23 protein-coding genes are annotated in these 23,571 nt (G+C 72.1%); 16 read left to right on the plus strand and 7 right to left on the minus strand.

Annotated features, from left to right (window positions below; genetic code table 11):
• Window positions 1-36 precede the first annotated feature (36 nt).
• The 6 genes from DP939_RS36845 to DP939_RS36870 all read left to right on the plus strand — a co-directional run bounded on the left by DP939_RS36845 (window position 37) and on the right by DP939_RS36870 (window position 5,784).
• The gene (locus DP939_RS36845) at window positions 37-672 is read left to right on the plus strand and encodes an ArsR/SmtB family transcription factor (RefSeq protein ID WP_113985457.1); all 636 of its coding nucleotides are present in this window, start codon (window positions 37-39) and stop codon (window positions 670-672) included.
• A gap of 247 nt (window positions 673-919) precedes the next feature.
• Window positions 920-1,900, plus strand: a complete 981-nt coding sequence (rpsB, locus tag DP939_RS36850) for a 30S ribosomal protein S2 (RefSeq protein WP_113985458.1) — start codon at window positions 920-922, stop codon at window positions 1,898-1,900.
• 125 nt (window positions 1,901-2,025) lie between these two features.
• On the plus strand, window positions 2,026-2,859 hold the full coding sequence (gene tsf, locus DP939_RS36855) for a translation elongation factor Ts (protein WP_113985459.1): 834 nt from the start codon (window positions 2,026-2,028) through the stop codon (window positions 2,857-2,859).
• 115 nt (window positions 2,860-2,974) lie between these two features.
• On the plus strand, window positions 2,975-3,670 hold the full coding sequence (gene pyrH / locus DP939_RS36860) for a UMP kinase (protein WP_225878719.1): 696 nt from the start codon (window positions 2,975-2,977) through the stop codon (window positions 3,668-3,670).
• Window positions 3,671-3,751: 81 nt separating this feature from the next.
• A complete protein-coding gene (frr, locus tag DP939_RS36865) occupies window positions 3,752-4,309 on the plus strand; it encodes a ribosome recycling factor (protein WP_113985460.1) in 558 nt (185 codons plus the stop codon).
• Window positions 4,310-4,692: 383 nt separating this feature from the next.
• Window positions 4,693-5,784: a phosphatidate cytidylyltransferase gene (locus tag DP939_RS36870; protein WP_225878720.1), complete on the plus strand. Its 1,092-nt coding sequence runs from the start codon at window positions 4,693-4,695 to the stop codon at window positions 5,782-5,784.
• On the opposite strand, the gene DP939_RS36875 is transcribed toward DP939_RS36870, so the two are convergent.
• Window positions 5,771-6,856 carry a suppressor of fused domain protein gene (locus DP939_RS36875; protein WP_113985461.1) on the minus strand — a complete coding sequence of 362 codons (1,086 nt, stop codon included), beginning with the start codon at window positions 6,854-6,856 and terminating at the stop codon, window positions 5,771-5,773. The two genes, DP939_RS36870 and DP939_RS36875, sit on opposite strands and share 14 nt — an antisense overlap.
• Window positions 6,857-7,070: 214 nt before the next feature.
• Between DP939_RS36875 and rlmN the strand changes: the two genes are divergently transcribed.
• The gene (gene rlmN, locus DP939_RS36880) at window positions 7,071-8,162 is read left to right on the plus strand and encodes a 23S rRNA (adenine(2503)-C(2))-methyltransferase RlmN (protein WP_225878728.1); all 1,092 of its coding nucleotides are present in this window, start codon (window positions 7,071-7,073) and stop codon (window positions 8,160-8,162) included.
• Window positions 8,163-8,169: 7 nt separating this feature from the next.
• On the opposite strand, the gene DP939_RS36885 is transcribed toward rlmN, so the two are convergent.
• From DP939_RS36885 to DP939_RS36895, 3 genes are all read right to left on the minus strand, one after another.
• Window positions 8,170-8,844 carry a hypothetical protein gene (locus DP939_RS36885; RefSeq protein WP_113985463.1) on the minus strand — a complete coding sequence of 225 codons (675 nt, stop codon included), beginning with the start codon at window positions 8,842-8,844 and terminating at the stop codon, window positions 8,170-8,172.
• On the minus strand, window positions 8,841-9,548 hold the full coding sequence (locus DP939_RS36890; protein WP_263972371.1) for an ABC transporter ATP-binding protein: 708 nt from the start codon (window positions 9,546-9,548) through the stop codon (window positions 8,841-8,843). Before DP939_RS36890 ends, DP939_RS36885 begins: the two co-directional genes overlap by 4 nt.
• 120 nt (window positions 9,549-9,668) lie before the next feature.
• Window positions 9,669-11,165: a PucR family transcriptional regulator gene (locus tag DP939_RS36895; protein WP_225878721.1), complete on the minus strand. Its 1,497-nt coding sequence runs from the start codon at window positions 11,163-11,165 to the stop codon at window positions 9,669-9,671.
• 239 nt (window positions 11,166-11,404) lie between these two features.
• Between DP939_RS36895 and speB the strand changes: the two genes are divergently transcribed.
• The 4 genes from speB (at window position 11,405) to DP939_RS36915 (ending at window position 15,503) form a co-directional block, all read left to right on the plus strand.
• On the plus strand, window positions 11,405-12,346 hold the full coding sequence (gene speB / locus DP939_RS36900) for an agmatinase (RefSeq protein WP_113985466.1): 942 nt from the start codon (window positions 11,405-11,407) through the stop codon (window positions 12,344-12,346).
• On the plus strand, window positions 12,343-13,890 hold the full coding sequence (locus DP939_RS36905; protein ID WP_199565659.1) for a purine-cytosine permease family protein: 1,548 nt from the start codon (window positions 12,343-12,345) through the stop codon (window positions 13,888-13,890). Before speB ends, DP939_RS36905 begins: the two co-directional genes overlap by 4 nt.
• A gap of 10 nt (window positions 13,891-13,900) precedes the next feature.
• Complete coding sequence (locus DP939_RS36910) at window positions 13,901-14,554, plus strand: cyclase family protein (protein ID WP_113985468.1); 654 nt, start codon at window positions 13,901-13,903, stop codon at window positions 14,552-14,554.
• 91 nt (window positions 14,555-14,645) lie between these two features.
• Window positions 14,646-15,503: an LLM class flavin-dependent oxidoreductase gene (locus DP939_RS36915; protein ID WP_113985469.1), complete on the plus strand. Its 858-nt coding sequence runs from the start codon at window positions 14,646-14,648 to the stop codon at window positions 15,501-15,503.
• Here the strand turns inward: DP939_RS36915 and DP939_RS36920 are convergent.
• Window positions 15,442-16,767 carry an MFS transporter gene (locus DP939_RS36920; RefSeq protein WP_199565660.1) on the minus strand — a complete coding sequence of 442 codons (1,326 nt, stop codon included), beginning with the start codon at window positions 16,765-16,767 and terminating at the stop codon, window positions 15,442-15,444. The genes DP939_RS36915 and DP939_RS36920 overlap by 62 nt on opposite strands.
• 171 nt (window positions 16,768-16,938) lie before the next feature.
• On the opposite strand from DP939_RS36920, the gene DP939_RS36925 reads away from it, so the two are divergent.
• From DP939_RS36925 to DP939_RS36935, 3 genes are read left to right on the plus strand one after another with little or no spacing between them, the layout of a single operon-like run.
• Complete coding sequence (locus tag DP939_RS36925) at window positions 16,939-17,892, plus strand: methionine ABC transporter ATP-binding protein (protein ID WP_113985470.1); 954 nt, start codon at window positions 16,939-16,941, stop codon at window positions 17,890-17,892.
• A gap of 26 nt (window positions 17,893-17,918) precedes the next feature.
• Window positions 17,919-18,545, plus strand: a complete 627-nt coding sequence (locus tag DP939_RS36930; protein ID WP_113985511.1) for a methionine ABC transporter permease — start codon at window positions 17,919-17,921, stop codon at window positions 18,543-18,545.
• A 53-nt stretch (window positions 18,546-18,598) separates the two neighbouring features.
• Window positions 18,599-19,429 (plus strand): MetQ/NlpA family ABC transporter substrate-binding protein, encoded by an 831-nt coding sequence (locus tag DP939_RS36935; RefSeq protein ID WP_225878722.1) that lies wholly within the window; start codon window positions 18,599-18,601, stop codon window positions 19,427-19,429.
• 24 nt (window positions 19,430-19,453) lie between these two features.
• Here DP939_RS36935 and DP939_RS36940 read toward each other — a convergent pair whose 3' ends face one another.
• Window positions 19,454-20,593, minus strand: coding sequence for an AI-2E family transporter (locus tag DP939_RS36940; protein WP_225878723.1), 1,140 nt, complete (start codon window positions 20,591-20,593; stop codon window positions 19,454-19,456).
• A gap of 37 nt (window positions 20,594-20,630) precedes the next feature.
• Window positions 20,631-21,095 carry an Lrp/AsnC family transcriptional regulator gene (locus DP939_RS36945; protein WP_113985472.1) on the minus strand — a complete coding sequence of 155 codons (465 nt, stop codon included), beginning with the start codon at window positions 21,093-21,095 and terminating at the stop codon, window positions 20,631-20,633.
• A gap of 195 nt (window positions 21,096-21,290) precedes the next feature.
• Here DP939_RS36945 and DP939_RS36950 point away from each other — a divergent pair, with 195 nt between their 5' ends.
• On the plus strand, window positions 21,291-22,733 hold the full coding sequence (locus tag DP939_RS36950) for a gamma-aminobutyraldehyde dehydrogenase (RefSeq protein ID WP_113985473.1): 1,443 nt from the start codon (window positions 21,291-21,293) through the stop codon (window positions 22,731-22,733).
• A 10-nt stretch (window positions 22,734-22,743) separates the two neighbouring features.
• Window positions 22,744-23,457, plus strand: a complete 714-nt coding sequence (locus tag DP939_RS36955) for a GNAT family N-acetyltransferase (protein WP_113985474.1) — start codon at window positions 22,744-22,746, stop codon at window positions 23,455-23,457.
• Window positions 23,458-23,571: the final 114 nt, after the last annotated feature.

Raw genomic sequence — 23,571 nt, forward strand, 5'->3', positions numbered from 1 at the left:
CAACGCTTCAGATCTACGGGCGGGTACGGTTTGCACATGACGGGGCACCAGCCGATGGCACTCAGCGATCCGAAGGCGATGCGCGCCCTCGCGCATCCGGCCCGCCTGGCCATCCTGACCCGGCTGCAGACCGAGGGCGTGGCGACGGCGACCGAGGTCGCCGAGGTGGTCGGGGTGACGCCCAGCGCGGCCAGCTACCACCTGCGGATGCTCGCGAAGTACGGCTTCGTGGAGGACGCGCCGCCGCGGGGCGACGGCAGGGAACGCGTGTGGCAGGCCCGCGAGCAGGGGATGTCGGTCACCCCGGAACCGGGGGACGAGCCGGAGGTGCGGGCGGCGAAGGACCTGCTGATCAGGGCCTTCCGGGCCAACGCCGACGACGAGGTCACGCGGGCGCTGGCGCACCGGGAGAGGGAGGCCGCCGAGTGGCGGGACGCGGCCGTCTGGGTGCGTTCGATCCTGCTGGTGGACGCCGAGGAGCTGAAGGGCCTGGCGAAGCGGATCGAGGAACTGATCGCCCCCTACCGGGTGAGCGTCAGGGCCAGGTCCGAGACGACGACGGGGGCCAGGCTCGCCGAGGCGCAGATCAACCTCTTCCCCAGGGCGGAGCGACGCGCCCAGGGCCTGCCGACCGAGGTCCACGGCGTGCACCCCGACCAACGGCTCGACTGAGCGATCCGGTCTGCCCGGCGCGTCCGGGGGGCGGGTGTGGCGGTAAGACCGGCTGACGCGATGTGGTCAGGTACACTTTGCGTGGCCTGTGCCCGCAGGCCGACTACGCGCGCCCAGCAGCGACGCCGTTCTCTCGGTCCGGATGTGAGTCCGGTTGGAACGGCGCGGGGCCGCCAGGGCGGTAGCCGTACGGCTATCGCGTAACCGAGACCGCGCCCAGTGATGGGCGCCCCGACCAGGAGGCACCATGGCTCCCGTCGTCACCATGCGACAGCTTCTCGAAAGCGGCGTTCACTTCGGTCACCAGACCCGCCGCTGGAACCCCAAGATGAAGCGCTTCATCTTCACCGAGCGCAATGGCATCTACATCATCGACCTGCAGAAGTCGCTGTCCTTCATCGACCGCGCGTACGACTTCGTCAAGGAGACGGTCGCGCACGGCGGCACCATTCTGTTCGTCGGCACCAAGAAGCAGGCCCAGGAGGCCATCGCCGAGCAGTCCACGCGCGTCGGCATGCCGTACGTGAACCAGCGCTGGCTGGGCGGCATGCTCACCAACTTCTCCACCGTGCACAAGCGGCTCCAGCGCCTGAAGGAGCTGGAGGAGCTCGACTTCGACAATGTGGCCGGCTCCGGCCTCACCAAGAAGGAGCTCCTGATGCGCCGCCGCGAGAAGGAGAAGCTCGAGCGCACGCTCGGCGGCATCAGGGACATGGCCAGGGTGCCGAGCGCGGTGTGGGTCGTCGACACCAAGAAGGAGCACATCGGCGTCAACGAGGCGCGCAAGCTGGGCATCCCGGTCGTCGCGATCCTTGACACCAACTGCGACCCCGACGAGGTCGACTACCCGATCCCGGGCAACGACGACGCCATCCGCTCGGTGAGCCTGCTCACCCGCGTGATCGCCGACGCCGTCGCCGACGGGCTCATGGCCCGCGCGGGCGCCGGTCGCGGCGACGAGAAGCCGGCCGGTCAGGCCCAGGCCGAGCCGCTGGCCGAGTGGGAGCGGGAGCTGCTGGAGCGCGCTGAGGGCGAGGCGGCCAAGGACGAGGCCCCGGCCGCCGCCGAGAGCGCGGAGGCGGCCCCGCAGGCCGAGGCGCCCGCGGAGGCTCCCGCCGCCGCCGAGGCCGAGACCGAGGCTCCGCAGGCTGAGGCCGCGGAGGCCGAGGCTCCGCAGGCCGAAGCCGCGCAGGCCGAGTCCGGCGAGGCCGAGCAGCAGCAGGGCTGAGCCCTCCGGTACGGCCCGCACGCGGGCCGTACCGGGCAACGGATCTCCCCGGGTGGGCGGGCCTCTCCGGGCTCGCCCACCCGGTCCCACGACGACTCCCAGACGACTCCCACGAGGGAAAGACAATGGCTTCTGTGAACATGGCCGACGTCAAGCGGCTCCGTGAGGCGACCGCCGCGGGCATGATGGCCTGTAAGAAGGCGCTGGAGGAGGCGGGCGGCGACTTCGACAAGGCCGTCGACCTGCTGCGCATCAAGGGCGCCAAGGACGTCGGCAAGCGCGAGGCGCGTACCGCCTCCAACGGCCTGATCGCCGTCAAGCACGTCGGCGACTCGCTGGCCGCGCTGCTGGAGCTCAACTGCGAGACCGACTTCGTGGCCAAGTCCGAGCGGTTCCAGGAGGTCGCGGCCACCGTCGTCGAGTACATCGCCGACGCCAAGCCGGCCGACGTACCGGCCCTGCTCGACTCCCAGATCGGCGGCAAGTCGGTCAAGGAGATCCTGGACGAGACCAACGCCGCGCTCGGCGAGAAGATCGAGATCCGCCGCTTCGCCGTGCTCGAAGGCGGCTACATCGGCAGCTACATGCACAAGACCGACCCCCAGCTCCCGCCGACCCTCGGCGTGCTGGTCCAGCTCGACGTGCAGAACGCCGAGATCGCCAAGGAGATCGCGCAGCACACCGCCGCGATGGCGCCGAAGTACCTGGACGCCGCGAGCGTCCCGGCCGACGTCATCGAGAAGGAGCGCGCGGTCTTCGAGCAGATGACCCGCGAGGAGGGCAAGCCGGAGGCGGCGCTGCCCAAGATCGTGGACGGCCGGATCAACGGCTGGTACCGCGACTTCACCCTGCTCCAGCAGGTGTTCGTCAAGGACGGCAAGAAGAGCGTGGGCAAGATCGCCGAAGAGGCGGGCGTGAAGGTGCTGAGCTTCGTCCGGTACAAGGTAGGACAGGCTTAGTCTTACTAGCAGCCCGAACAGCCCAGTCGAGGAGGCCGCCGTCGTGCAGGAGAACCCCGAACCCGCTACGCCGGCGGTTTCATCGCATTCGGGGCCATTGCGCTGGAAGCGAGTGATGCTCAAGCTCTCCGGCGAGGCGTTCGCCGGCCGGGAGCCACTGGGCATCGACGGGGTGGTGGTCGGCCATCTGGCCGACGCGATCGCCGAGGTGGTGCGCGAGGGCGTACAGGTGTCCGTGGTGGTCGGCGGCGGCAACATGTTCCGCGGCGCCACGCTCTCCCAGCAGGGGATGGACCGTGCCCGTGCCGACTACATGGGCATGCTGGGCACGGTCATCAACTGCCTCGCCCTGCAGGACTTCCTGGAGAAGCGCGGGGTCGAGACCCGCGTGCAGACCGCCATCACCATGCAGCAGGTCGCCGAGCCGTTCCTGCCCAGGAGGGCGATCCGCCACCTGGAGAAGGGCCGTGTGGTGATCTTCGGCGCGGGCCTGGGCTCGCCGTTCTTCTCGACCGACACCTGCGCCGCGCAGCGCGCGCTGGAGATCGGGGCCGAGGCGCTGCTGAAGGGTACGCAGGTCGATGGCGTCTACGACTCCGACCCGCGGAAGAATCCCGATGCCGTACGCTTCGACCACCTGGAGTACGGGGAGGTCCTCACCAGAGGGCTCGGGGTCATGGACGCCACCGCCATCAGCCTGTGCATGGACAACGGGCTTCCCATCGTGGTCTTCGACCTGCTGGGGGATGGCAACGTGCTCCGGGCGGTCCGCGGTGAGAAGATCGGCACGCTGGTGAGTCCGGCAAGGTAAGTCAAGCTCGCGGTCCGCGGAGGCCAGCCCTTCGCGGACGGGGACGGACACCCCTCGTGGGCAGCGAAATAGGGAGCCGCTGTGATCGACGAAACTCTCCTCGAAGCCGAGGAAAAGATGGACAAGGCCGTGACCGTCGCGAAGGAGGACTTCGCGGGCATCCGTACCGGCCGGGTCACGCCGTCGATGTTCAACAAGATCAACGCCGACTACTACGGCACGCCGACCCCGGTCCAGCAGCTGGCGTCGTTCCACGTGCCGGAGGCGCGGATGGTGATCATCCAGCCCTACGACAAGGGTGCGATGACCGCGATCGAGAAGGCGATCCGGGACAGTGACCTCGGGGTCAACCCGGGCAACGACGGGCAGATCATTCGCGTGGTCTTCCCCGAGCTGTCCGAGGAGCGGCGCAAGGAGTACATCAAGGTCGCCCGCTCGAAGGCCGAGTCGGCGCGGGTCGCGGTGCGCAACATCCGCCGGCACGCCAAGGAGGCCCTGGACAAGCTCGTCAAGGACGGCGAGGCCGGGGAGGACGAGGTGCGGCGTGCGGAGAAGGAGCTCGACGACCTCACCCAGAAGCACGTCGCGCAGATCGACGAGCTGCTCAAGCACAAGGAATCCGAGCTGCTCGAAGTCTGAGCGGCGGGCCTGCTGAACAGCCCGACCGGGCCGGTGCGGTGAGGCGGCTTCCCGTACCGGTCGGTGGGGCTCCAGTGGCCTGGGCGTCGATTCTGGCGAAACGATGCTTTCGGGTTGTTGGTGGCTCTTGAGGTGCTTGCGCAGGCCGGTGGAGCCAAGGGCGGTGTCCCGGGATATCCGGCATTGTCCAGACACTAGGCTGGTGGATGGACAATAAGCTGCAATACGGACATCTGGCCGGTGGGGCAGGACGTCCTGGTCCGCCGTGGACGACCTGGCCCGGACCGGCCCGGATGGGGGGAGCCGGGACACCGGCGAGCCGCCGATGTTCCGGACCGGCCCGGGTGCTGCCATGAAGAAGTGCGTAGGAGAGTGAGACGCGCGTGGAATCTGCCGCCGACGGCTCCAGTACCTCCGGCGCCACCGACGGCGACAAGGCGACCCGGCCCGCCGCCGACCACGGCAACGCGACCCGGGCCGCCGCCGACCACGGCGATGCGAATCCGCCCGCCGGTGCCCGTGCCGAGACCACAGGGCCGTCGCCGGTTGCCGGCGAACCGCGGAACCGGCCCCACGGCGACCGTGCCGAGGCGGGCGTTCAGGGGCCTGGCACTCCGGCCCGCCAGGGCGGTGAAGGCGGGGTGACCGGGCGGAGCGGGCGGAACCTGCCCGCGGCGATCGGCGTGGGGCTGGTCCTCGCGGCCCTGGTCATCGGCTCGCTCTACACGGTCAAGGCGTTGTTCCTGCTCGTCGCCGCCGTGGCGGTCGGCATCGGGGTCACCGAGCTGGTACGCGCGTTCGCCACACGCGGGATCCACGTGCCGCTGGTTCCGGTGCTCGGGGGCCTGGCCGCGATGATGGCGGGCGCGTACTGGGGCGGCCCCGCGTACCTGGTCGGCGCGTTCGCGGTGACCCTCTTCGCGCTGCTCGCCTGGCGGATGATCCGCAAGAACGCCGGCACCGAGCACGCCAGTGACGGTTACGTCAGAGACGCCTCCGCGAGCGTCCTCATCGCCGCCTATCCGGCCTTCCTCGCCGGTTTCGTCGGCCTCCTGCTGGAACCTCCGGACGGCGCGCACCGCGTGGTCATCTTCGTCGCGGTGACGGTCGCCAGCGACATCGGCGGCTACGCGGCCGGGGTGCTGTTCGGGCGGCACAAGATGGCCCCCGAGATCAGCCCGAAGAAGACCTGGGAGGGCTTCGCCGGCTCCGCGCTGGCCTGTGTGCTCGTCGGCGCGTGGCTGGTGTCGTGGCTGCTGTCCGGCGCGATCTGGCAGGGCGCGCTGCTCGGCGCGGTGATCGTCGTGTTCGCCACGGCGGGCGACCTGGTCGAGTCCGTCATCAAGCGTGATCTTCAGCTCAAGGACCTCGGCAGGCTGCTGCCCGGCCACGGCGGGATGATGGACCGCCTCGACTCGCTGGTGGTCACGCTGATCCCGGCCTGGGTGCTGCTGGAGCTGTTCATCCCGCGATGAACCGGGACGGCGGCAGCCGTACGTCCTCGTGGAGCTCGGCCTCGGTGACCGGGGCCAGCCAGAGCCAGCGCACGGCCTCGCCGCCGAAGGCGAATCCCGACAGGTCGGGCAGCCCCGGCGGATCGGCCCGCATCATCACCCCGCCGTAGCCCGGCCCCAGCGGGAACGTCGACGGCTCGTGGTACCACCGGGCGGTGTGCCCGTGGCCCAGCCAGGTGACCGAGTGCCACGGGTACTGCCCGAGCCACAGGAACAGCCTGGCCGCCTCCCTGGGGTCGCCCCTGGTGGCCAGGGCCAGCTCGATGCGGGCGTAGGTCTCCGGATGGTCGATGTACTGCTCGACGGTGGGCATCCGCTGGCAGCTCATCCCCACGGTGGACAGGATCGTGTGGTCGCGTCCGTGCTCCGGAGGGCGTTCGCTGATGCCGACCGTGGGCAGGCGCCCGCCGCTGGCGTCCCAGTAGCGCCCCGCCGTACCGGCCCGTCCGTCCAGGTGCCCGAGCACGAACTGCTGGAACGACGGCCACGCGCCCTCCGACCTGCGCCACTCCCAGTACGAGGCCGCCTTGGCGACCCGCGGGGCGAGGCCCTCCATCGCCTCCTCCAGCGCCCACGCGAACGAGGTCTCGCCAAGGGCCTCCCGCGAGTAGCCCGGCATGCCGCGCGCCATGTCGGCCCAGCCGGGGATCACCGCCAGCAGCTCGCCGTCCTCGTAGAGCGCGGCCCCGTCGCCCTCCTCGAACCACAGCACCGACAACTCGCCGAGCGGCCGCCGCCCCGCCGGGTGGCGGGTGTTGGCCCGGGGCATCAGCGGAGGCAGGCCCGCGTCGAGCCGGGAGGCGTCCACGGCGGCGGGGGCGGGCAAGTGGTTGGCCAGCCAGACGGCTCCGTGGACCTCGCCGCCCGGGGCGCACAGGTAAGCTACTGAGGAGATCTCGTCGCGCTCGACCACCAGCGTGCGGCTGCCGTACGGGTTGGCGTCGGTGAGCAGGACCTCCGCGCCGTCCGGTACGACGCGGCGCCGGCTCTCGCCGTGGTCGCCCGCGGAGCCTGCCGGACGGGATGTCGCCATACAACCGCACTTTAGATCAACGCCGGCCCCGGGCCACGGGATGTCGGCACAAAGTCGGGACAATTCAGTGTCGAAAGCGAGCGTCCAGACGGTGCCCTCCACGTCGTCCACGTCATCCACATCGTCGAAGCAGCACGAATCCGCAACAGGGAGCCCGGAGAGCCCAGCGAGCCCGGCGAGCCAGGAAGGCACGGGGGCCGCGGAGCGCCCCCGGCTGACCCTCGTCGCCCCGCGCCGGGCCAAGCCCGCGCGCCATCTGGCCGATCTGTCGATGGCCGAGCGGCGTACGGCGGTGGCCGAGCTGGGCGAGAAGGCGTTCCGCGCGGACCAGCTCTCCCGGCACTACTTCGAGCGGCTGACCCACGACCCCGCCACGATGACCGACCTGCCCGCCGCCGCGCGCGAGCGGCTGGCCACCGAGCTGCTGCCGACGCTGCTCACCTCGGTCAGGGAGATCACCTGCGACGACGGCATGACCAGGAAGACCCTGTGGCGGCTGTTCGACGGCGCGATGGTCGAGTCGGTGCTGATGCGCTACCCCGAGCGGGTCACCATGTGCGTGTCCTCGCAGGCGGGCTGCGGGATGAACTGCCCGTTCTGCGCCACCGGCCAGGCGGGGCTGACCCGCAACATGTCCACCGCCGAGATCGTCGAGCAGGTCGTGGCGGGGGCGCGGGCGCTGGCCGCGGGGGAGGTCCCCGGCGGTCCCGGCCGGGTCAGCAACATCGTGTTCATGGGCATGGGCGAGCCGATGGCCAACTACAAGGCGGTGATGGGGGCGGTACGCCGGATGACCGACCCCGCCCCGCACGGCCTGGGCATCTCGGCGCGCAACATCACGGTCTCCACGGTGGGCCTGGTGCCCGCCATCACCAAGCTGTCGGCCGAGGGGCTGCCGCTCACGCTCGCGCTGTCCCTGCACGCCCCGGACGACGAGCTGCGCGACACGCTGGTCCCGATCAACACCCGCTGGAAGGTCGCCGAGGTGCTGGAGGCGGCCTGGGAGTACGCCAGGGTGACCAAGCGGCGGGTCTCCATCGAGTACGCGCTGATCAAGGACGTCAACGACCAGGAGTGGCGGGCCGACCTGCTGGGCAGGCTGATCAAGAACCGGCTGGTGCACGTCAACCTGATCCCGCTCAACCCCACGCCGGGGTCGAAGTGGACGGCCTCGCGCCCGCAGGACGAGCGGGCGTTCGTCCGCCGTCTGGAGGAGCACGGCGTGCCGGTGACCGTGCGCGACACCCGGGGCCGGGAGATCGACGGGGCCTGCGGCCAGCTCGCCGCCGCGACCCCCGCCGAATAGTCGTCCGCTAGGGCCGGGTGCGGCGCAGCAGCGCGTACGCGACCAGCCCGGCGGCCGACCACAGCAGCGTGGGCAGCGCGAGCAACGGCAGGTCCGCGCCGAGCGTGCCGTCGTTGGCGGCGCGCATCCACCGCATGATCGGTATGAGCACGGCCCCCACCGGGGTGTAGCTGACCAGCAGCAGGGCGGCGAACCCGCCGAACAGCGCCAGCATCGACACGGCGGGCGAGGGCGTGATCGGCCGGCTGGTCAGCGCGCCGAGCGCGGTGCCGACGGCGACCGCGAGCAGGTGCAGCAGCACGCCCTGCGCGATCATCACGGCGGGCGGGAAGCCGTGGAAGCCGATCAGCAGCGGCACGATCACCGCGACCGCGGCCATGCAGGCGTTCACCGCGGCGCACGCGCCGAGCCCGGCGGCGATCTCCCACCGGGGACCGCCCGCCGCGGCCATCGAGACGACCCGCTGCGCGTCCGGTTCGGTGTCCAGCAGCCCGCGGGTGGCCCAGGCGAACACCACGATCAGCAGCCCGGCGGAATTGGCGTAGCTGACGGCCGCCGCGTCGGGCGACGCGCGTACCGCGTAGAAGATCGTCAGCATCAGCATGAGGACGAAGAGGGGCTGCAGCAGCCGGTGCGAGCGCGCGTACGCGGCCAGCTTGAACCGGATCAGCGCAACGGTCATACCCGCGGGCCCTCCTTGCTTCCGGCCGCCTCGGGCGTGGTCACGGCCGCGGGCCGCACGCGGACCTGGTGGCCGTCGGCGCGCAGCCGGGCCGCGAGTTCGGCGGCGGCCGTGGCCGCGGCGACCACCTCCACCACCGTGAGCGGTTCGTCCGCCGGGCCCGCCGCGACCACGGTGACCGTCGTGTCGGCCACGGTGAGCGTACGGCGGGCGGTCACCTCGCGCAGGTCGCCCTGGTGGTCGCTGACCACCACGATGCCCCCGGCCGCCGCGACCTCGGCGACGATCACCGCCAGCTCGCCTCTCGCCCGCTCGTCCAGCCCGGCGAACGGCTCGTCGAGGATCAGCAGCCGGTCCTCCGGCGGGCCGAGCAGCGCCTGGACCAGCCCGACCTTGTGCGCGCTGCCCTTGGACAGCTCGTCGAGCGGCCGGTCCAGCAGCGGGGTGAGGCCGAGCCGGTCGGCCCAGTCGCCCTGCCCGGCGACCCGGCGTACGCGCGCCATCGCGGCCAGGTAGGCCGCCGCCGTGAACGGCTGGCCGGCGGGGAAGGTCTCCGGCGCGTAGCCGACCCGCGCCGGACGGCCGGTGATCGAGCCCCCGGTGGGCCGCAGCGCCCCGGCCAGCAGCCGCAGGAACGTGGACTTGCCCGCGCCGTTGCGCCCCGTCACCTCCAGCACCTCACCGGGCTGGACGTCCAGGTCCACATCGCGAAGAATCCAGGGCCCGCGCCGGGTGTACCGGAATGAGACCGTAGAGAGGCGCATAGACCTCACAGAGTATCCGATAGATCAATATCTACCCGGACAAAACGGTCTAGGTCATCGTCAGTCGATCACGCCGATCTGCCGCGCCGCCCTGATCGCCAGCCACACCTCCGCGAAGTCGGCGCTCGCCGTGAGATCGCGCCCGGTCAGCTCGGCGAACCTGCGCAGCCGGTAGGACAGCGTGTTGTGGTGGACGTGCAGCGCCTTGGCGGCGTCGTCGAGCCTGCGGTCGCGTTCCATCCAGGTGCGCACCGAGTCCAGCAGCCGGGTGTCGTGGCCCGCGTCGTACCGCAGCACCTCGCCGAGCACGTGATCGACCAGCCCGCCCAGCACCGCCGGGTCGTCGGGCAGCCAGCGCCCGGCCGTGTCGTCGCCGTAGGGCACGAAGCCCTGCCCGGACTCGGTGGCCCGCGCCGCCGCCCAGGCCGCCTCGCGCTGTGGCACCTTGAGCGAGGCGCCCGGCGGGAACGGCCGGCTCGCCCCGGTCGCGGCCCCCGGCAGCCCGCTCAGCGCCTCGCGCACCGCGGGGGAGTCGGCGGCCAGCACGTACAGGTCGTCGCGGCGGCGCAGGATCAGGCGCGGGTGCTCGGCCAGCGCCCGGTCCAGGGTGTCGTCGCGGGCCTGGCGCACCACCAGCAACAGCAGCATCCCCCGCTCGTCGTCGGGGTCGGCGGGCAGGCCGAGCCGGCGCAGGCGCCGCCGTACGGCCGAGGGGTCCAGGACGTCCTGGAGCATCTCGGCCAGGGTCTCCGCGCCCTCGCGGCGCTGCGCCTCGTGCTCGTGGCGGGCCATCGCGAGGCGCAGCGCGGCGACGGTCGCGATGTGCTGGACCACCGCCAGCCCGGCCGGGCGCGCGCCCTCGCGCTCGAACGCGACCAGGAACCCGGCGGGCCCGCCCGGCGCGGGCACCGGCAGCGCGAACCCGCCCGGGATGGTCGGCGGCGCGTCCGGTGAGGCGGGCAGCACCGCCGGATCGGGCGGCACGGGCACGCCGGGCAGCAGCGGGCGGCCCTGCGGGGTGCAGAGGTAGACCTGGTAGCCCGACAGCCGTTCCAGCCGGCGGAACAGCGTGGCCGTGTCGAGGTCTTCGGAGGCCATCCAGCGCAGCGCGCCGAAGACCTGGAGCTGCGCGCCGAGGCGCTGGCGCGGGTCCTCCTGTACGGCGGCGGCCACCTCCTGCGCGATCGCGATGAACGGCACCGCCAGCGGTACCTCCAGCACCGGCATCCCGCGTGCCTCGGCGGTCGCGAAGAACTCCTGGTGCAGCGGCGGGACGTGCAACTGCTCGGAAAGGGCGAGCGCGGAGACCCCCGCGTCGTCGAGCCGCCGCAGGTAGGCGCCCTGAGCGGCGGCCTGCTGGGGGATCGCCATCCCGGTCGTCATGATCAGCTCGGCGCCCAGCAGCCAGGGCGTGGGGTCCGCAAGCTCGCTGACATGCGCCCAGGACACCGACCTGGACAACCCGGACTCCCCGGCCAGCACGCGCAGCCGCAACTGCGGGAACCGGACCAGCTCCTCAACGGTCAGCCCGCCCCGCTCGGGCTTGTGATCCGCCACAAGACCCACCGTAACTCTTTGGGCGCACACCAGTTGCCCCGCCCCGTCAGCGTTGCCGAAACTGACAGACAGGTGCGGCGGCGAGCTGGTCCCTCTGCAGGTCGAGCCGCACGGCCCCCCGATTTCCCCGAGTGGGCATGTGGTCGCGCCTTTCCCGCCGGTTGTGGCGCGACCGCATGGTCACCTGTCCGTGACGGCAGCCCGTACGACCCCATCCCGAGCGGAAGGAACACCTCCCGATGACCGTGCCTCGAGGGCCAGTCGACTCCTCGCGAGTACCGCGTTTCGCCGGGCCGGCGACGTTCGCCCGGCTGCCCCGCCTGGACGAGGTGGGCCGCACCGACATCGCGGTCGTGGGAGTGCCGTTCGACACCGGCGTCTCCTACCGGCCGGGGGCGCGGTTCGGACCGGCGGCGGTGCGCGAGGCGAGCCGGTTGCTCCGGCCCTACCACCCCGGGCTGGACATCTCGCCGTTCAGCGCGCGGCAGGTCGCCGACGCCGGGGACATCGCCTGCAATCCCTACGACATCGACCAGGCCGTGGAGACCATCGAAGAGGCCGCCGACGCGCTGACCGCCGACGGCACCGCCCTGGTCGCGGTGGGCGGGGACCACACGATCGCGCTGCCGCTGCTGCGCGCCGCCGCCCGGCGGCACGGCCCGCTGGCGCTGCTCCACTTCGACGCCCACCTGGACACCTGGGACACCTACTTCGGCGCCGAGTACACCCACGGCACTCCATTCCGCCGCGCGGTCGAGGAGGGTATTCTCGACACCGAGGCGCTCGGCCACGTGGGCACCCGCGGCCCGCTGTACGGCAAGAGCGACCTCGACGATGACAAGCGCCTCGGTTTCGGCGTGGTCACCAGCGCCGACGTGATGCGGCGCGGAATCGACGAGACGGTCGACGCGCTGCGCCGGCGGATCGGCGACCGCCCGCTCTACGTGTCGGTGGACATCGACGTCCTCGACCCGGCCCACGCCCCCGGCACCGGCACCCCCGAGGCCGGTGGGATGACCAGCAGGGAGCTTCTGGAGATCCTGCGCGGGCTGGCCGGATGCCGGCTGATCGGCGCGGATGTGGTGGAGGTCGCTCCCGCCTACGACCACGCGGAGATCACCTCGATCGCCGCCTCGCACGTCGCCTACGATCTGATCAGTCTCCTCGCCTCCCGGGAATGACCATGACGACAGCGCCGCCGCCCATAACGGAGATCGAGACATTCGGGGTCGAACGCATCCCCGACGCGGACCGCACGGCTCGCCCGTTCGACCTCTTCCGGGTCTCCTTCGGCGGCGCCAACACCTTCGCCACCTGCGTGCTCGGCGCCTTTCCCATCCTGTTCGGGCTGTCGTTCTGGCAGGGGCTCGCGGCCACCGTGCTCGGCCTGGTCACCGGGGCGCTGATCCTCGCGCCGCTGGCCGTGTTCGGCCCGCTCAACGGCACCAACAACGCGGTGTCCTCCTCGGCGCACCTGGGCGTCCACGGCCGGGTCGTCGGCTCGTTCCTGTCGCTGCTCACCGCGATCGCGTTCTTCTCGATCTCGGTGTGGTCCTCCGGTGACGCCCTGGTCGGCGGGGCCGCCCGGCTCGCCGGGCTGCCGGAGACCGGTCCGGCGTACGGCATCGCGTACGCGATCTTCGCGGGGCTGGTGCTGACCGTGTGCATCTACGGCTTCCGCTTCATGCTGTTCGTCAACAAGATCGCGGTGGCCGGGGCCTCGCTGCTGTTCGTGCTCGGCGTGTTCGCCTTCGCGGGCGACTTCGACGCGGCTTATCCGGGCGCGTTCGCCTCGACGGGCGATCCGCTGTTCTGGCCGTCCTTCATCGGGGCGGCCTTGATCGTGCTGTCCAACCCGGTGTCGTTCGGGGCGTTCCTGGGTGACTGGTCCAGGTACATCCCGGCGGACACGCCGCGCCGCCGGGTCATGGGCGCGGCCTTCCTGGCGCAGGCGGCGACGATCCTGCCGTTCGGGTTCGGCCTGGCCACGGCGTCGGTCATCGCGGTCGAAGCCGCGCCGTACATGGACCCGGCCGCGCCCAACTACGTCGGCGGCCTGCTGGCCGTCTCGCCCGGCTGGTACTTCCTGCCGGTCTGCCTGATCGCGCTGATCGGCGGCATGTCCACCGGCACCACCTCGCTGTACGGCACCGGCCTGGACTTCTCCAGCGTCTTCCCGCGCTTCAGCAGGGTCCAGGCGACCGTGCTGATCGGGGCGCTGTCCATCGTCTTCATCTTCCTCGGCCGCTTCGCCCTGAACCTCACCCAGAGCATCTCGACGTTCGCGACGCTGATCATCACCTGCACCGCGCCCTGGATGGTCATCATGATGACCGGCTACCTGACCCGCAGGGGCTGGTACGACCCCGAGGCGCTGCAGGTCTTCAACCGGCGTCAGCGCGGCGGGCGCTACTGGTTCACCCACGGCTGGAACTGGCGCGGGATGGCCGCCTGGACGATCTCCGCCGCGCTGGCCATCGCCTTCACCAACATCCCCGGCCAGTTCGTCGGGCCGCTCGGCGGCCTCGCCGGGGGTGTGGACATCTCGCTGCCGCTCGGCCTCGGCGCCGCCGCGGTGATCTATCTGCTGCTGCTCACCGTCTTCCCGGAGCCGCGCGCGGTGTACGGCCCCGCGGGTCCGCGTTTCGTACGCGCCGCGGACACCCCCGTACCGCCTATCATCGGGCCCGGAACCGCGACAGCGGAGCAGCCCGCCCCCGTGTGAGGACGACCGTATGATCGTTGATCTCTCGGTGCCGATCCATTCCGGCATGCCGGTCTATCCGGGCGACCCGGAGGTCACGGTCTCCCCGGCGCTCACCGTGGGGGAGGAGGGCGTCAACGTGCTCGGGCTGCATCTCGGCTCGCAGTCCGGCACCCACGTCGACGCGCCTTACCACATCGACGACGCGCTGCCCGATCTCGACATGCTGCCGCTGGACCGGTTCGTGGGCCGGGCCACCATCGCCGACGTACGCGGCCTGCCGCCGCGCACGCCGATCGGCCCCGACGCGCTGGCCCCCGCGCTGCGTCCCGGCCTCATCCTGCTCATCGCCACCGGCTGGGCGGCCCACTGGGGCACCGGGCACTACCTGGCCCACCCCTACCTCACCCCGGACGCCGCCGCGCTCATCATCGACTCGGGCGTCCGCACGGTCGCCATCGACGCCCTCAGCGTCGATCCCACGCCGGTGCCCGACACCGACTGCTCCGACCCGCTGCCCGCGCACCGGGTGCTGTGCGGGGCGCACGCGGTGATCGCGGAGAACCTGCGCAACCTCGACGTCCTGCTGGACGCCCGCCCGGTGCGCCCGATCGAGGTCTCCCTGCTGCCGATCCGCATCGCGGGCGGCGACGGCGCTCCGATCCGGGCGGTCGCCCGGCTGTAGGTCCGGCCGCAGGTCGCGGGGTTGCCCTCAAGCGCGCTTGAGGTTGCAGCATGGGCAGCCGGGATGTCACCTCTACAGATCGGCGGCGACCATGGACATCGGGATCGGCCTGCCCGGCCACGCTCCCTGGACCGACGGCAGGACCCTGGTCGAGTGGGCGCGGCGCGCGGAGGCGCGCGGCTTCTCGACGCTCAGCGTCAGCGACCGGCTGGTGTGGAACACGCCGGAACCACTGGTCGCGCTGGCCGCGGCGGCGGGCGCGACCTCCCGCATCCGGCTGCTCACCAGCGTGCTGCTCGGGCCGCTGCGGGCCGGCCACGCGCTGTTCGCCAAGGCGGTCACCACGCTCGACCAGCTCGCCGGGCCGGGCCGGGTGCGCCTCGGGCTGGCTCCTGGCATGCGCGAGGACGACTTCACCCACGGCGAGGTGGACTACGGGACCAGGGGGCGGGAGTTCGACCGGCTGCTGGACCGGCTGGCCGCCGTGGCCTCGGGCGATGACCCGGTCGGCCCGCCGCCCGCCACCGCCGGCGGCCCCGCGCTGTTGTTCGGCGGCGGCTCGGCGGCGGCGCTGCGCCGGATCACCACGCACGGCACCGGCTGGATCGCCGGTGACGCCACCGTCGAGGACGTCCAGGGCTTCACCCCGCGCCTGCGCGCGGCGTGGGAGGAGGCGGGCAGGCCCGGTTCGCCCACCGTCATCGCCTCGGTGATGTACGCCCTCGGCCCCGGCGCGCACGACGCGGTGGAGCGGGCCATCGGCTCCTACTACGCGTTCGCGGGCGAGGAGTACGCCCGGTACGGGGTGTCCATCGCCTACACCCGCGCGGAGGACATCGCGGCGGCGGTCGGCGAGTTCGCCCGGATCGGCTGCGATGAGCTGATCTTCATGGGCAACGATCCCGATCCGGCCCAGGTGGATCTGCTGGCCGACGCGGTGGGTCTGTGACCTCCTCTGTCGCGGGTCGGCCCGCGCGGTAGCGCCACAGCACCGGGAAGGCCGCCGCCGTGAGCAGCATGACGACCACCGCCAGCAGGCCGCCGCCGGTGATCGTCCAGGTGGTGCCCGCGGCGGCGCCGGCCGTACCGTGGGCGAAGTCGGCCAGCCGCGGCCCGCCCGCCGCCACCACGATGTCCGCGCCCTGCAACCGGCCCCGCATGGCGTCCTTGGCCGCCGCCTGCAGGATGGTCTTGCGGAAGACGCCGAGCAGGACCAGGCCCGCCCCGGCGACGGCCAGGGTCAGCGACGCCGCCCACAGCTCCCTGGTGAGGCCGAAGGCGGCGATGGCCGCGCCCCACACGCACACCGAGACCGTCACCATGACGCCGTGCCGCCGGGTGCGGGTGAACGTCCCGGACAGCAGGCCGGTGAGCAGCGCGCCCGCGGCCAGGGAGGCGTTGAGCACGCCGAGCGCGGTGCCGCCGCCCGGCGGGTCGCCGAAGGTCTCCCTGGCCAGTTGCGGGAAGAGCGCCGAGGGCATGCCGAAGAACAGCGCGATGAAGTCGGCTAGGTAGGCGACCAGCAGGATGCGCCGGCCGACCAGGTAGCGGAAGCCTTCGAGGATCTGCCGCGGTCCGGCGCGGCGCGGCGCTCCGCCGCCGTCCAGCGGGGGCAGCGGCGGCAGCCGCCAGACCGCCCACAGGGTGGCGCACAGCGCGACGGCGTCGATCAGGTACAGGGTCTCGATGTCGGTCACCGACAGCAGCAGACCGGCCGCCAGCGGGCCCGCGACCGCCCCGATGAGGAAGGCGCTGGACTGCAGGGCGTTGGCGGCGGTCAGCAGTTCGGCGGGGACCAGGCGGGGGACGACGGCCCCGCTGACCGCGGCGTTCGCGCCGTACATGCCCTGCTGCACGGCGATCAGCGCCATCAGCAGGACGGCCGAGCGCAGGCCGGCGAACGCCTGCGCGCACAGCAGCACCGACACCAGCGCGATCCCGCCGCTGGTCACCAGCAGCATCCGCCGCCGGTCCACCACGTCGGCGATCGCGCCGCCCCACAGCGCGCCGGCCACCATGGGCGTGAGCGCGAGCAGCGCGGCCAGGCCGATGTAGGCGGACGAGCCCGTGATCTCATAGACCTGGAGCGGCACGGCGACCGCGGTGAGCTGGCCGCCCAGGGCGGTCACGGCCGAGGCGGCCAGCAGCCGCCGGTACGGCTTGACGCGCAGCGGCCCGACATCGGCGAACACCCGTAACCGCGCCTTGCCCACCGGCCCTCCCTGATGCGGCGTCACCCGGAGAGCCCGGGCAGACGGACATCTGCTCGCGGAAACCTACCTCAACAGATCACCAGTGGCATATCTCACAATGCCGATCGGGAATGCTCAAGTGCTGCGACTGGTTCAGCCACAAGTTCCGGAAATCCCCCCAGATGAGGTCCCGTGATCGAGCTCCGCCACCTGCGCAAGGTGTACGCCAACGGCGTCGTCGCCCTCGACGGCGTCGATCTGGACGTGCGCGAAGGCGAGATCTTCGGGGTGCTCGGCCGCAGCGGCGCGGGCAAGAGCACCCTGCTGCGCTGCGTCAACCTGCTTGAGCGGCCCACCTCGGGCACCGTCACCGTGGACGGCCGCGAGCTGTCGGGCCTGCGGCGCGGCGAGCTGCGCGCGGCCAGGCAGCGGATCGGGATGATCCACCAGCACTTCGCGCTGCTGTCCTCCCGCACGGTCGCGGGCAACGTGGCCTTCCCGCTGGAGATCGCCGGGACGCCGCGCGACCAGCGCGCGGCCCGGGTGCGCGAGCTGCTCGAACTGGTCGGGCTGGCCGACAAGGCCGCCGCCGTACCGGCTCAGCTGTCCGGAGGCCAGAAGCAGCGCGTCGGCATCGCCCGAGCCCTGGCCGCCGGACCCCGCGTGCTCCTGTCGGACGAGGCCACCAGCGCGCTCGACCCGGCCACCACCCAGTCGATCCTCGCTCTGCTGCGCAGGCTGAACACCGAGCTGGGCCTCACCATCCTGCTCATCACGCACGAGATGCAGGTGGTCAAGAGCATCTGCGACTCGGTCGCGATCATGCGCGACGGCCGGATCGAGGAGGCGGGCCGGATCACCGACCTGATCGCCACCCCCGGCGCGGCGCTCACCAGGGAGATCTTCCCGCTGCCCGAGCCGGCCCCGCCCGGCACGGTGACCGTGACGTTCGCCGGGCAGGCGGACGAGCCGGTCATGTCATCGCTGGTGCGGAAGTTCGACGTGGACGTCAACGTGCTCGGCGGCTCCCTTGAGGAACTGCGCGGCGCGCCGGTCGGCCGCCTGCGGGTGCGCATCGAGGGCAAGGGCGCGGCCGACGCGCTCGGCTACCTCACCGGCCTCGGCCTGCTCGTGGAGGTCGCGTGAACTTCGAAGAGCTGCTTCCCATCCTGATGCAGGCCACCGGCGAGACCCTGCAGATGGTGGCCCTGGCCACGCTGCTCACCGCCGTGTTCGGGCTGCCGCTCGGCGTGCTGCTGGTCACCGCCGACCGGGGCGGGCTGGCCCCGGCGCCGGGCTTCAAGGCGGTGCTCGGCGCGGTGGTGAACATCGGCAGGTCGCTGCCGTTCATCGTGCTGATGGTCGCGATCATCCCGTTCACCCGATTGGTCACCGGCACCACGATCGGCACCGCCGCCGCGGTCGTCCCGCTCACGCTGGGCGCGGTGCCGTTCTTCGCCCGGCTGGTGGAGACCGCGCTGCGCGGCGTGGACCGCGAGGTCGTCGAGGCCGCCCAGGCGATGGGCGCGCGGCGGCTCGCCATCGTGGGCAAGGTGCTCCTGCCGGAGTCGCTGCCCGGCCTGGTCGCCGGGCTGACCGTGACCGTCGTGGCGCTGATCGGCTACTCGGCGATGGCCGGCGCGATCGGCGGCGGCGGACTCGGCGACCTGGCGGTGCGGTACGGCTACCAGCGGTTCGACACCGCCGTCATGATCATCACGGTGGTGGTGCTCATCGTGATCGTGCAACTCGTCCAGAGCCTGGGCGACCTCGTCGCCCGCAGGCTCGACAGGAAATGACCGGCGGCCGGGAAAGGCCCGGCCACCGGCGGATCGGCAAAGGAGTAACAGGCGTGCGTAGGTTTCTCGGGGGCGCGGCGGCCGCGGTACTGACACTGGTGCTCGCCGCGTGCGGGGGCGGATCGGGGGAGCCCGCGGCTCCGGCGGCCGACGGCACGATCAAGATCGGGGCCAGTCCCACCCCGCACGCGCAGATCCTCACGTTCGTGCGCGACAAGCTGGCCGCGGGCGCGGGGCTCAAGCTGGAGATCGTGGAGTTCACCGACTACGTCCAGCCCAACACCCAGTTGCAGGAGGGCAAGCTGGACGCCAACTTCTTCCAGCACAAGCCCTACCTGGACGACTTCGTCGCCTCCAAGGGCGGCGCGGCGCTGACGTTCCTGCAGCCGGTGCACCTGGAGCCGCTGGGCCTGTACTCCCGCGGCGTGAAGTCGCTCGCCGCGCTGCCCGCGGGCGCGAGCGTGGCCGTCCCCAACGACGCCACCAACCTGGGCCGCGCGCTCAAGCTGCTCCAGGACAACGGGCTGATCAAGCTCAAGGAGGGCGCGGGCACCGCGGCCACCGAGCGCGACGTGGCGGACAACCCCAAGAAGATCGCGTTCAAGCCGCTGGAGGCGGCCCAGCTTCCGCGCTCGCTCCAGGACGTGGACGCCGCGGTCATCAACGGCAACTACGCCCTGGAGGCCGGGCTCAAGCCCGCCGGTGACGGCCTCGCGCTGGAGAAGGCCGAGGGCAACCCGTACGCCAACGGCCTGGTCGTCCGCACCGACCAGAAGGACGACGCGAACCTCAAGAAGCTCGCCGGACTGCTCGCCGGGCCGGAGGTCGCGAAGTACATCAAGGACACCTTCGGCGACGGCGCGGTGATCCCCGCCCAGTCTTGATCGCACAGTCTTGACCGGCGGAGATCAGCCCGGCGCGGGCTCCGGCCCGGGCCGGGCGTCCCGCCTGCGCACCAGCGTGACGAGGACCGCGGTCACCGGGGCGGCCAGGAACGCCCCGGCGATCCCGGCGATGACGCTGCCGACCGCGATGGCGACCAGGATGATCGCGCCGGGCAGGTCGAGGGCGCGGCCGTAGATCTGCGGGGCCAGCACGTGCCCCTCGACCTGCTGGACCAGCACGGTCACGGCCACCACGATGAGCGCCACCAGCCAGCCCTTGGCCACGAACGCCACCACGGCGGCCAGCAGCCCCGCCGCGAACGCCCCGACGATCGGCAGGAACGCGCCCACGAAGGTCAGCACGGCCAGCGGCAGCGCGATCGGCACGCCGAGGATCCACAGCGCCAGGCCGATGAAGAACGCGTCCACCGCGCCCACGATCGCGATGCCCCGCACATAGCGGCCGATCACGTCGAACGTCGTGTCGCCGGTGTCGCGCACCCGGGACCGCATGCCCGCCGGGCACAGGTCCACCAGCCAGCGGAACAGCCGGTCGCCGCCGTGCACGAAGTAGATCGACAGGATCATCGCCAGGACCAGGCCGACGACGATCTCGCCGAGGGTGCGCGCCCCGGCGATGGCCCCGGTGGCGATCCTGGACCACTGCTCGTTGAGGTACTGCTGCGCCTCGGTGGTCAGCTGCTTCAGGCGCGCGTCGTCCAGGCCGAGCGAGCCCGCCGTGCGGTGCAGGTCGTCGATGACCTTGCCGAAGCTCGAACCCAGCTCGGTGACACCGTCGGCGGTGGGCGGCACGAGCAGCGCGACCAGCGCGGCGAACAGCACCAGGCCGCCCACCCACACCACCGTGGTGGACACCGCGCGGTTCATGCCGTGCCTGCGCAGCCGGTGCGCGGCCGGGTAGAGCAGCGCGGTGATGAACACCGCGACGATCACGGCCAGCACGACCGTGCGGATCAGCCCGACGACGTAGAGGGCCGCCCAGGCCAGCAGGCCCAGGCCGACCAGGTGCCAGGCCGCCGCCCCGGCCCTGCGCAGGCCACCGCCGTCGCCGCGCTCGTCCGGGGCAGGCTCGTCCGGGGCCTTGGGCGGCCGGGCGGGCTGGGCCTTCCGGGGGGCTGGTGTCTCGCCGCCGTCGCTGGTCACCTCATGACTGTTCCCCGCGGCGCGCGGGTGATACTCCTCAGTGCGTGCCCCAGGAGTAGGTCTGCTTGTGCAGCTTGAGGTAGACGAAGGTCTCGGTGGCGCGTACCTCGGAGATCGCCCTGATCTTGCCGAGGATGTCCAGCAGGTGCTGGTCGCTGCCGCAGACCACCTCGGCCATCAGGTCCAGCGACCCCGCGGTGAGCACCACGTAGTTGATCTCCTCGATGGCCGCCAGCTCGTCGGCCACGGCGGTCAGGTCGCCCTCGCAGTTGACGCCGATCATGGCGCGACGCGGGAAGCCGAGGGTGAACGGGTCGGTGACGGCGACGATCTGCATCACGCCCGCGTCCAGGAGGCGCTGCACGCGCTGGCGTACCGCGGCCTCCGACAGGCCGACCGCCTTGCCGATCGCCGCGTACGGCTTGCGGCCGTCCCGCTGCAGCTCCTCGATGATCCGCTTGGCGATGTCGTCGAGGACGATGGCCTTGGGCGGCGTCGTCATACGGAGCCTGCTCCCTTCCTGCGGGTCGTGCGGGTGCGCGCAGAGTCGCGCCCCTGCTGCGCCATGCTGTCAGTTACGCCGGGCGTGTCAAGCGAATCCGTGGCGATTGCCGGTTTTCGCCACGAAATCCCGCGTCGAGTACCCTTTGATGGGACAGCATTCCGGCAAAACCGCAGATCAGAGGAGGTCGGCCCGATGGCCACCGGCCCGCAGCCACTGCACAACTTCATCGACGGCGTGTTCGTCGAGGCCGCGAGCGGCCGGTACTCCGACGTCATCGACCCCTGCACCGGCGAGGTCTACCTCAAGGCGCCGATCTCCGGTCCCGCCGACGTGGGCGCCGCCTACGCGGCGGCCGTCGCGGCGTTCGAGACCTGGGGCCGGACCACCCCCGCCGAGCGGGCCGCGCTGCTGCTGCGGATCGCCGACGCGATCGAGGCCAGGGCCGATGAGCTGGTGGAGGCCGAGTGCCGCAACACCGGCAAGCCGCGCGCCCGGATGGCCGAGGACGAGATCCCGCCGTCCGCCGACCACTTCCGCTTCTTCGCCGGGGCGGCGCGGACCCTCGCGGGCCCGACCTCCGGCGAGTTCCTGGCGGGGCACACCTCGATCGTCCGGCACGAGCCGATCGGCGTGGTCGGCCAGGTGACGCCCTGGAACTACCCGCTGATGATGGCGGTCTGGAAGATCGCGCCCGCGCTGGCCGGGGGCAACACGATCGTGCTCAAGCCGTCCGACACCACCCCGGCCGCCACGCTGAAGCTGGCCGAGATCTGCGGTGAGATCCTGCCACCCGGCGTGTTCAACGTGGTCGCGGGCGACCGGGAGACCGGCGCGCTGGTGGTCGGGCACCCGGCCGCGCAGATGGTCGCCATCACCGGGTCGGTGGGCGCGGGCGTGCAGGTGGCCAAGACCGCCGCCGACGACGTCAAGCGGGTCCACCTGGAGCTGGGCGGCAAGGCCCCGGTGATCGTGTTCGACGACGTCAAGGACATCAAGGCCACCGCCGCCGCCATCGCCGAGGCCGGCTTCTACAACGCGGGCCAGGACTGCACGGCCGCCTGCCGGGTGCTGGTGCAGGAGAGCGTCCACGAGGAGTTCACGGCCGCGCTGGCCGCCGCCGCGGCGGCCACCCGCACCGGCGACCTCACCGACGAGGACGCCCTGTACGGCCCGCTCAACAACGCGGGCCAGCTCGACCGGGTGACGGGCTTCATCAGCCGGGTCCCCGCGCACGCCGAGGTCGTCGCGGGCGGCGAGCGGGTCGGCGAGGCCGGCTACTTCTTCGCCCCCACCGTCGTGGACGGCCTGCTCCAGGACGACGAGATGATCCAGAACGAGATCTTCGGCCCGGTCATCACCGTCCAGACCTTCACCGACGAGGCCGACGCCCTCGCCAAGGCCAACGGCGTCCGGTACGGCCTTGCAAGTTCGGTGTGGACGTCCGACCACGGGCGGGCCATGCGGGTGTCCAACCGCCTCGATTTCGGCGTGGTCTGGGTCAACACGCACATCGCGTTCGTCTCGGAGATGCCGCACGGCGGCTTCAAGCACTCCGGCTACGGCAAGGATCTGTCGGTCTTCGGGCTGCACGACTACACCCGCGTCAAGCACGTCATGCACTTCATCGGGGAGTGATGATGGCCGTATGACCGTTGAGAGCGGGCCGGTCCTCGTGGAGTGCGCGGACACCGACGCGGAGCTGTTCCGCCGCTTCTACGAGACCGTGCTGGCCCCGTCGTTCCCGCCCGCCGAGCTGGTCGGCCGGGACGAGGCGCTGGCCTACTACCGCGCCCCCGCCTCCGGCGGCCTCGGCACGATCGCGCTGCTGGACGGCGAGCCCGTGGCGGGCGCGCTGGGCAGCCACTACCGCGCGAGCGGCATCCTGCTGCTGGACTACCTCGCCACCCGCGCGCAGGCGCGGGGGAGGGGGCTGGGGTCCGCGCTGATCGACCGTGTCCGCCGGGAGTGGGTGCCCCGGGAGCGGCCCGTGGCCGTGCTCGCCGAGGTCGAGGACCCCGGCCTGCACCCGGTCACGCCGTTCGGCGACCCCGTCGCCCGGCTGCGGATGTACGAGCGGACCGGCTGGTCGCTGCTTCCGCTGGCCTACTTCCAGCCCGCGCTCGCGCCCGGCCTGCCCCGGGTGCGGGGCATGTTCCTGCTCTGCCTCGACCCTCCGGGAGGCACCGTCCCGGCTTCGGCCGTCACCGCCTTCCTGGACGCCTACATGACCGGCTGCGAGGGCGCGGAGGCGGCGCGGTCCGACCCGGAGTTCCTGGCCCTGCGCGAGCAGGCGACGGCCTTCGGCGCGGACATCCCGCTCTGGCCCCTCTCCCGCGCCTCCGAGGTTCACGACCGCTGACTTCGGTGGGGGGCGCGGTCCGACTTTGGATGCGCGGCGTACACCCATCTGTGTAGGCGGCGAATGGCTCCGCGCGACGATGTGGCGGGCGGGCGGCGCGGCGACGCTTGGAAG

Source organism: Spongiactinospora rosea (assembly GCF_003315795.1).
GTDB classification, from domain to species: Bacteria; Actinomycetota; Actinomycetes; order Streptosporangiales; family Streptosporangiaceae; genus Spongiactinospora; species Spongiactinospora rosea.

Coding starts and splice junctions, on each gene's coding strand:
- DP939_RS36845 (WP_113985457.1), top strand. CDS start 37: ATGACGGGGCACCAGCCGATGGCACTCAGCGATCCGAAGGCGATGCGC.
- rpsB (WP_113985458.1), top strand. CDS start 920: ATGGCTCCCGTCGTCACCATGCGACAGCTTCTCGAAAGCGGCGTTCAC.
- tsf (WP_113985459.1), top strand. CDS start 2,026: ATGGCTTCTGTGAACATGGCCGACGTCAAGCGGCTCCGTGAGGCGACC.
- pyrH (WP_225878719.1), top strand. CDS start 2,975: ATGCTCAAGCTCTCCGGCGAGGCGTTCGCCGGCCGGGAGCCACTGGGC.
- DP939_RS36875 (WP_113985461.1), bottom strand. CDS start 6,856: ATGGCGACATCCCGTCCGGCAGGCTCCGCGGGCGACCACGGCGAGAGC.
- DP939_RS36885 (WP_113985463.1), bottom strand. CDS start 8,844: ATGACCGTTGCGCTGATCCGGTTCAAGCTGGCCGCGTACGCGCGCTCG.
- speB (WP_113985466.1), top strand. CDS start 11,405: ATGACCGTGCCTCGAGGGCCAGTCGACTCCTCGCGAGTACCGCGTTTC.
- DP939_RS36905 (WP_199565659.1), top strand. CDS start 12,343: ATGACCATGACGACAGCGCCGCCGCCCATAACGGAGATCGAGACATTC.
- DP939_RS36910 (WP_113985468.1), top strand. CDS start 13,901: ATGATCGTTGATCTCTCGGTGCCGATCCATTCCGGCATGCCGGTCTAT.
- DP939_RS36915 (WP_113985469.1), top strand. CDS start 14,646: ATGGACATCGGGATCGGCCTGCCCGGCCACGCTCCCTGGACCGACGGC.
- DP939_RS36930 (WP_113985511.1), top strand. CDS start 17,919: ATGCAGGCCACCGGCGAGACCCTGCAGATGGTGGCCCTGGCCACGCTG.
- DP939_RS36945 (WP_113985472.1), bottom strand. CDS start 21,095: ATGACGACGCCGCCCAAGGCCATCGTCCTCGACGACATCGCCAAGCGG.
- DP939_RS36950 (WP_113985473.1), top strand. CDS start 21,291: ATGGCCACCGGCCCGCAGCCACTGCACAACTTCATCGACGGCGTGTTC.
- DP939_RS36955 (WP_113985474.1), top strand. CDS start 22,744: ATGACCGTTGAGAGCGGGCCGGTCCTCGTGGAGTGCGCGGACACCGAC.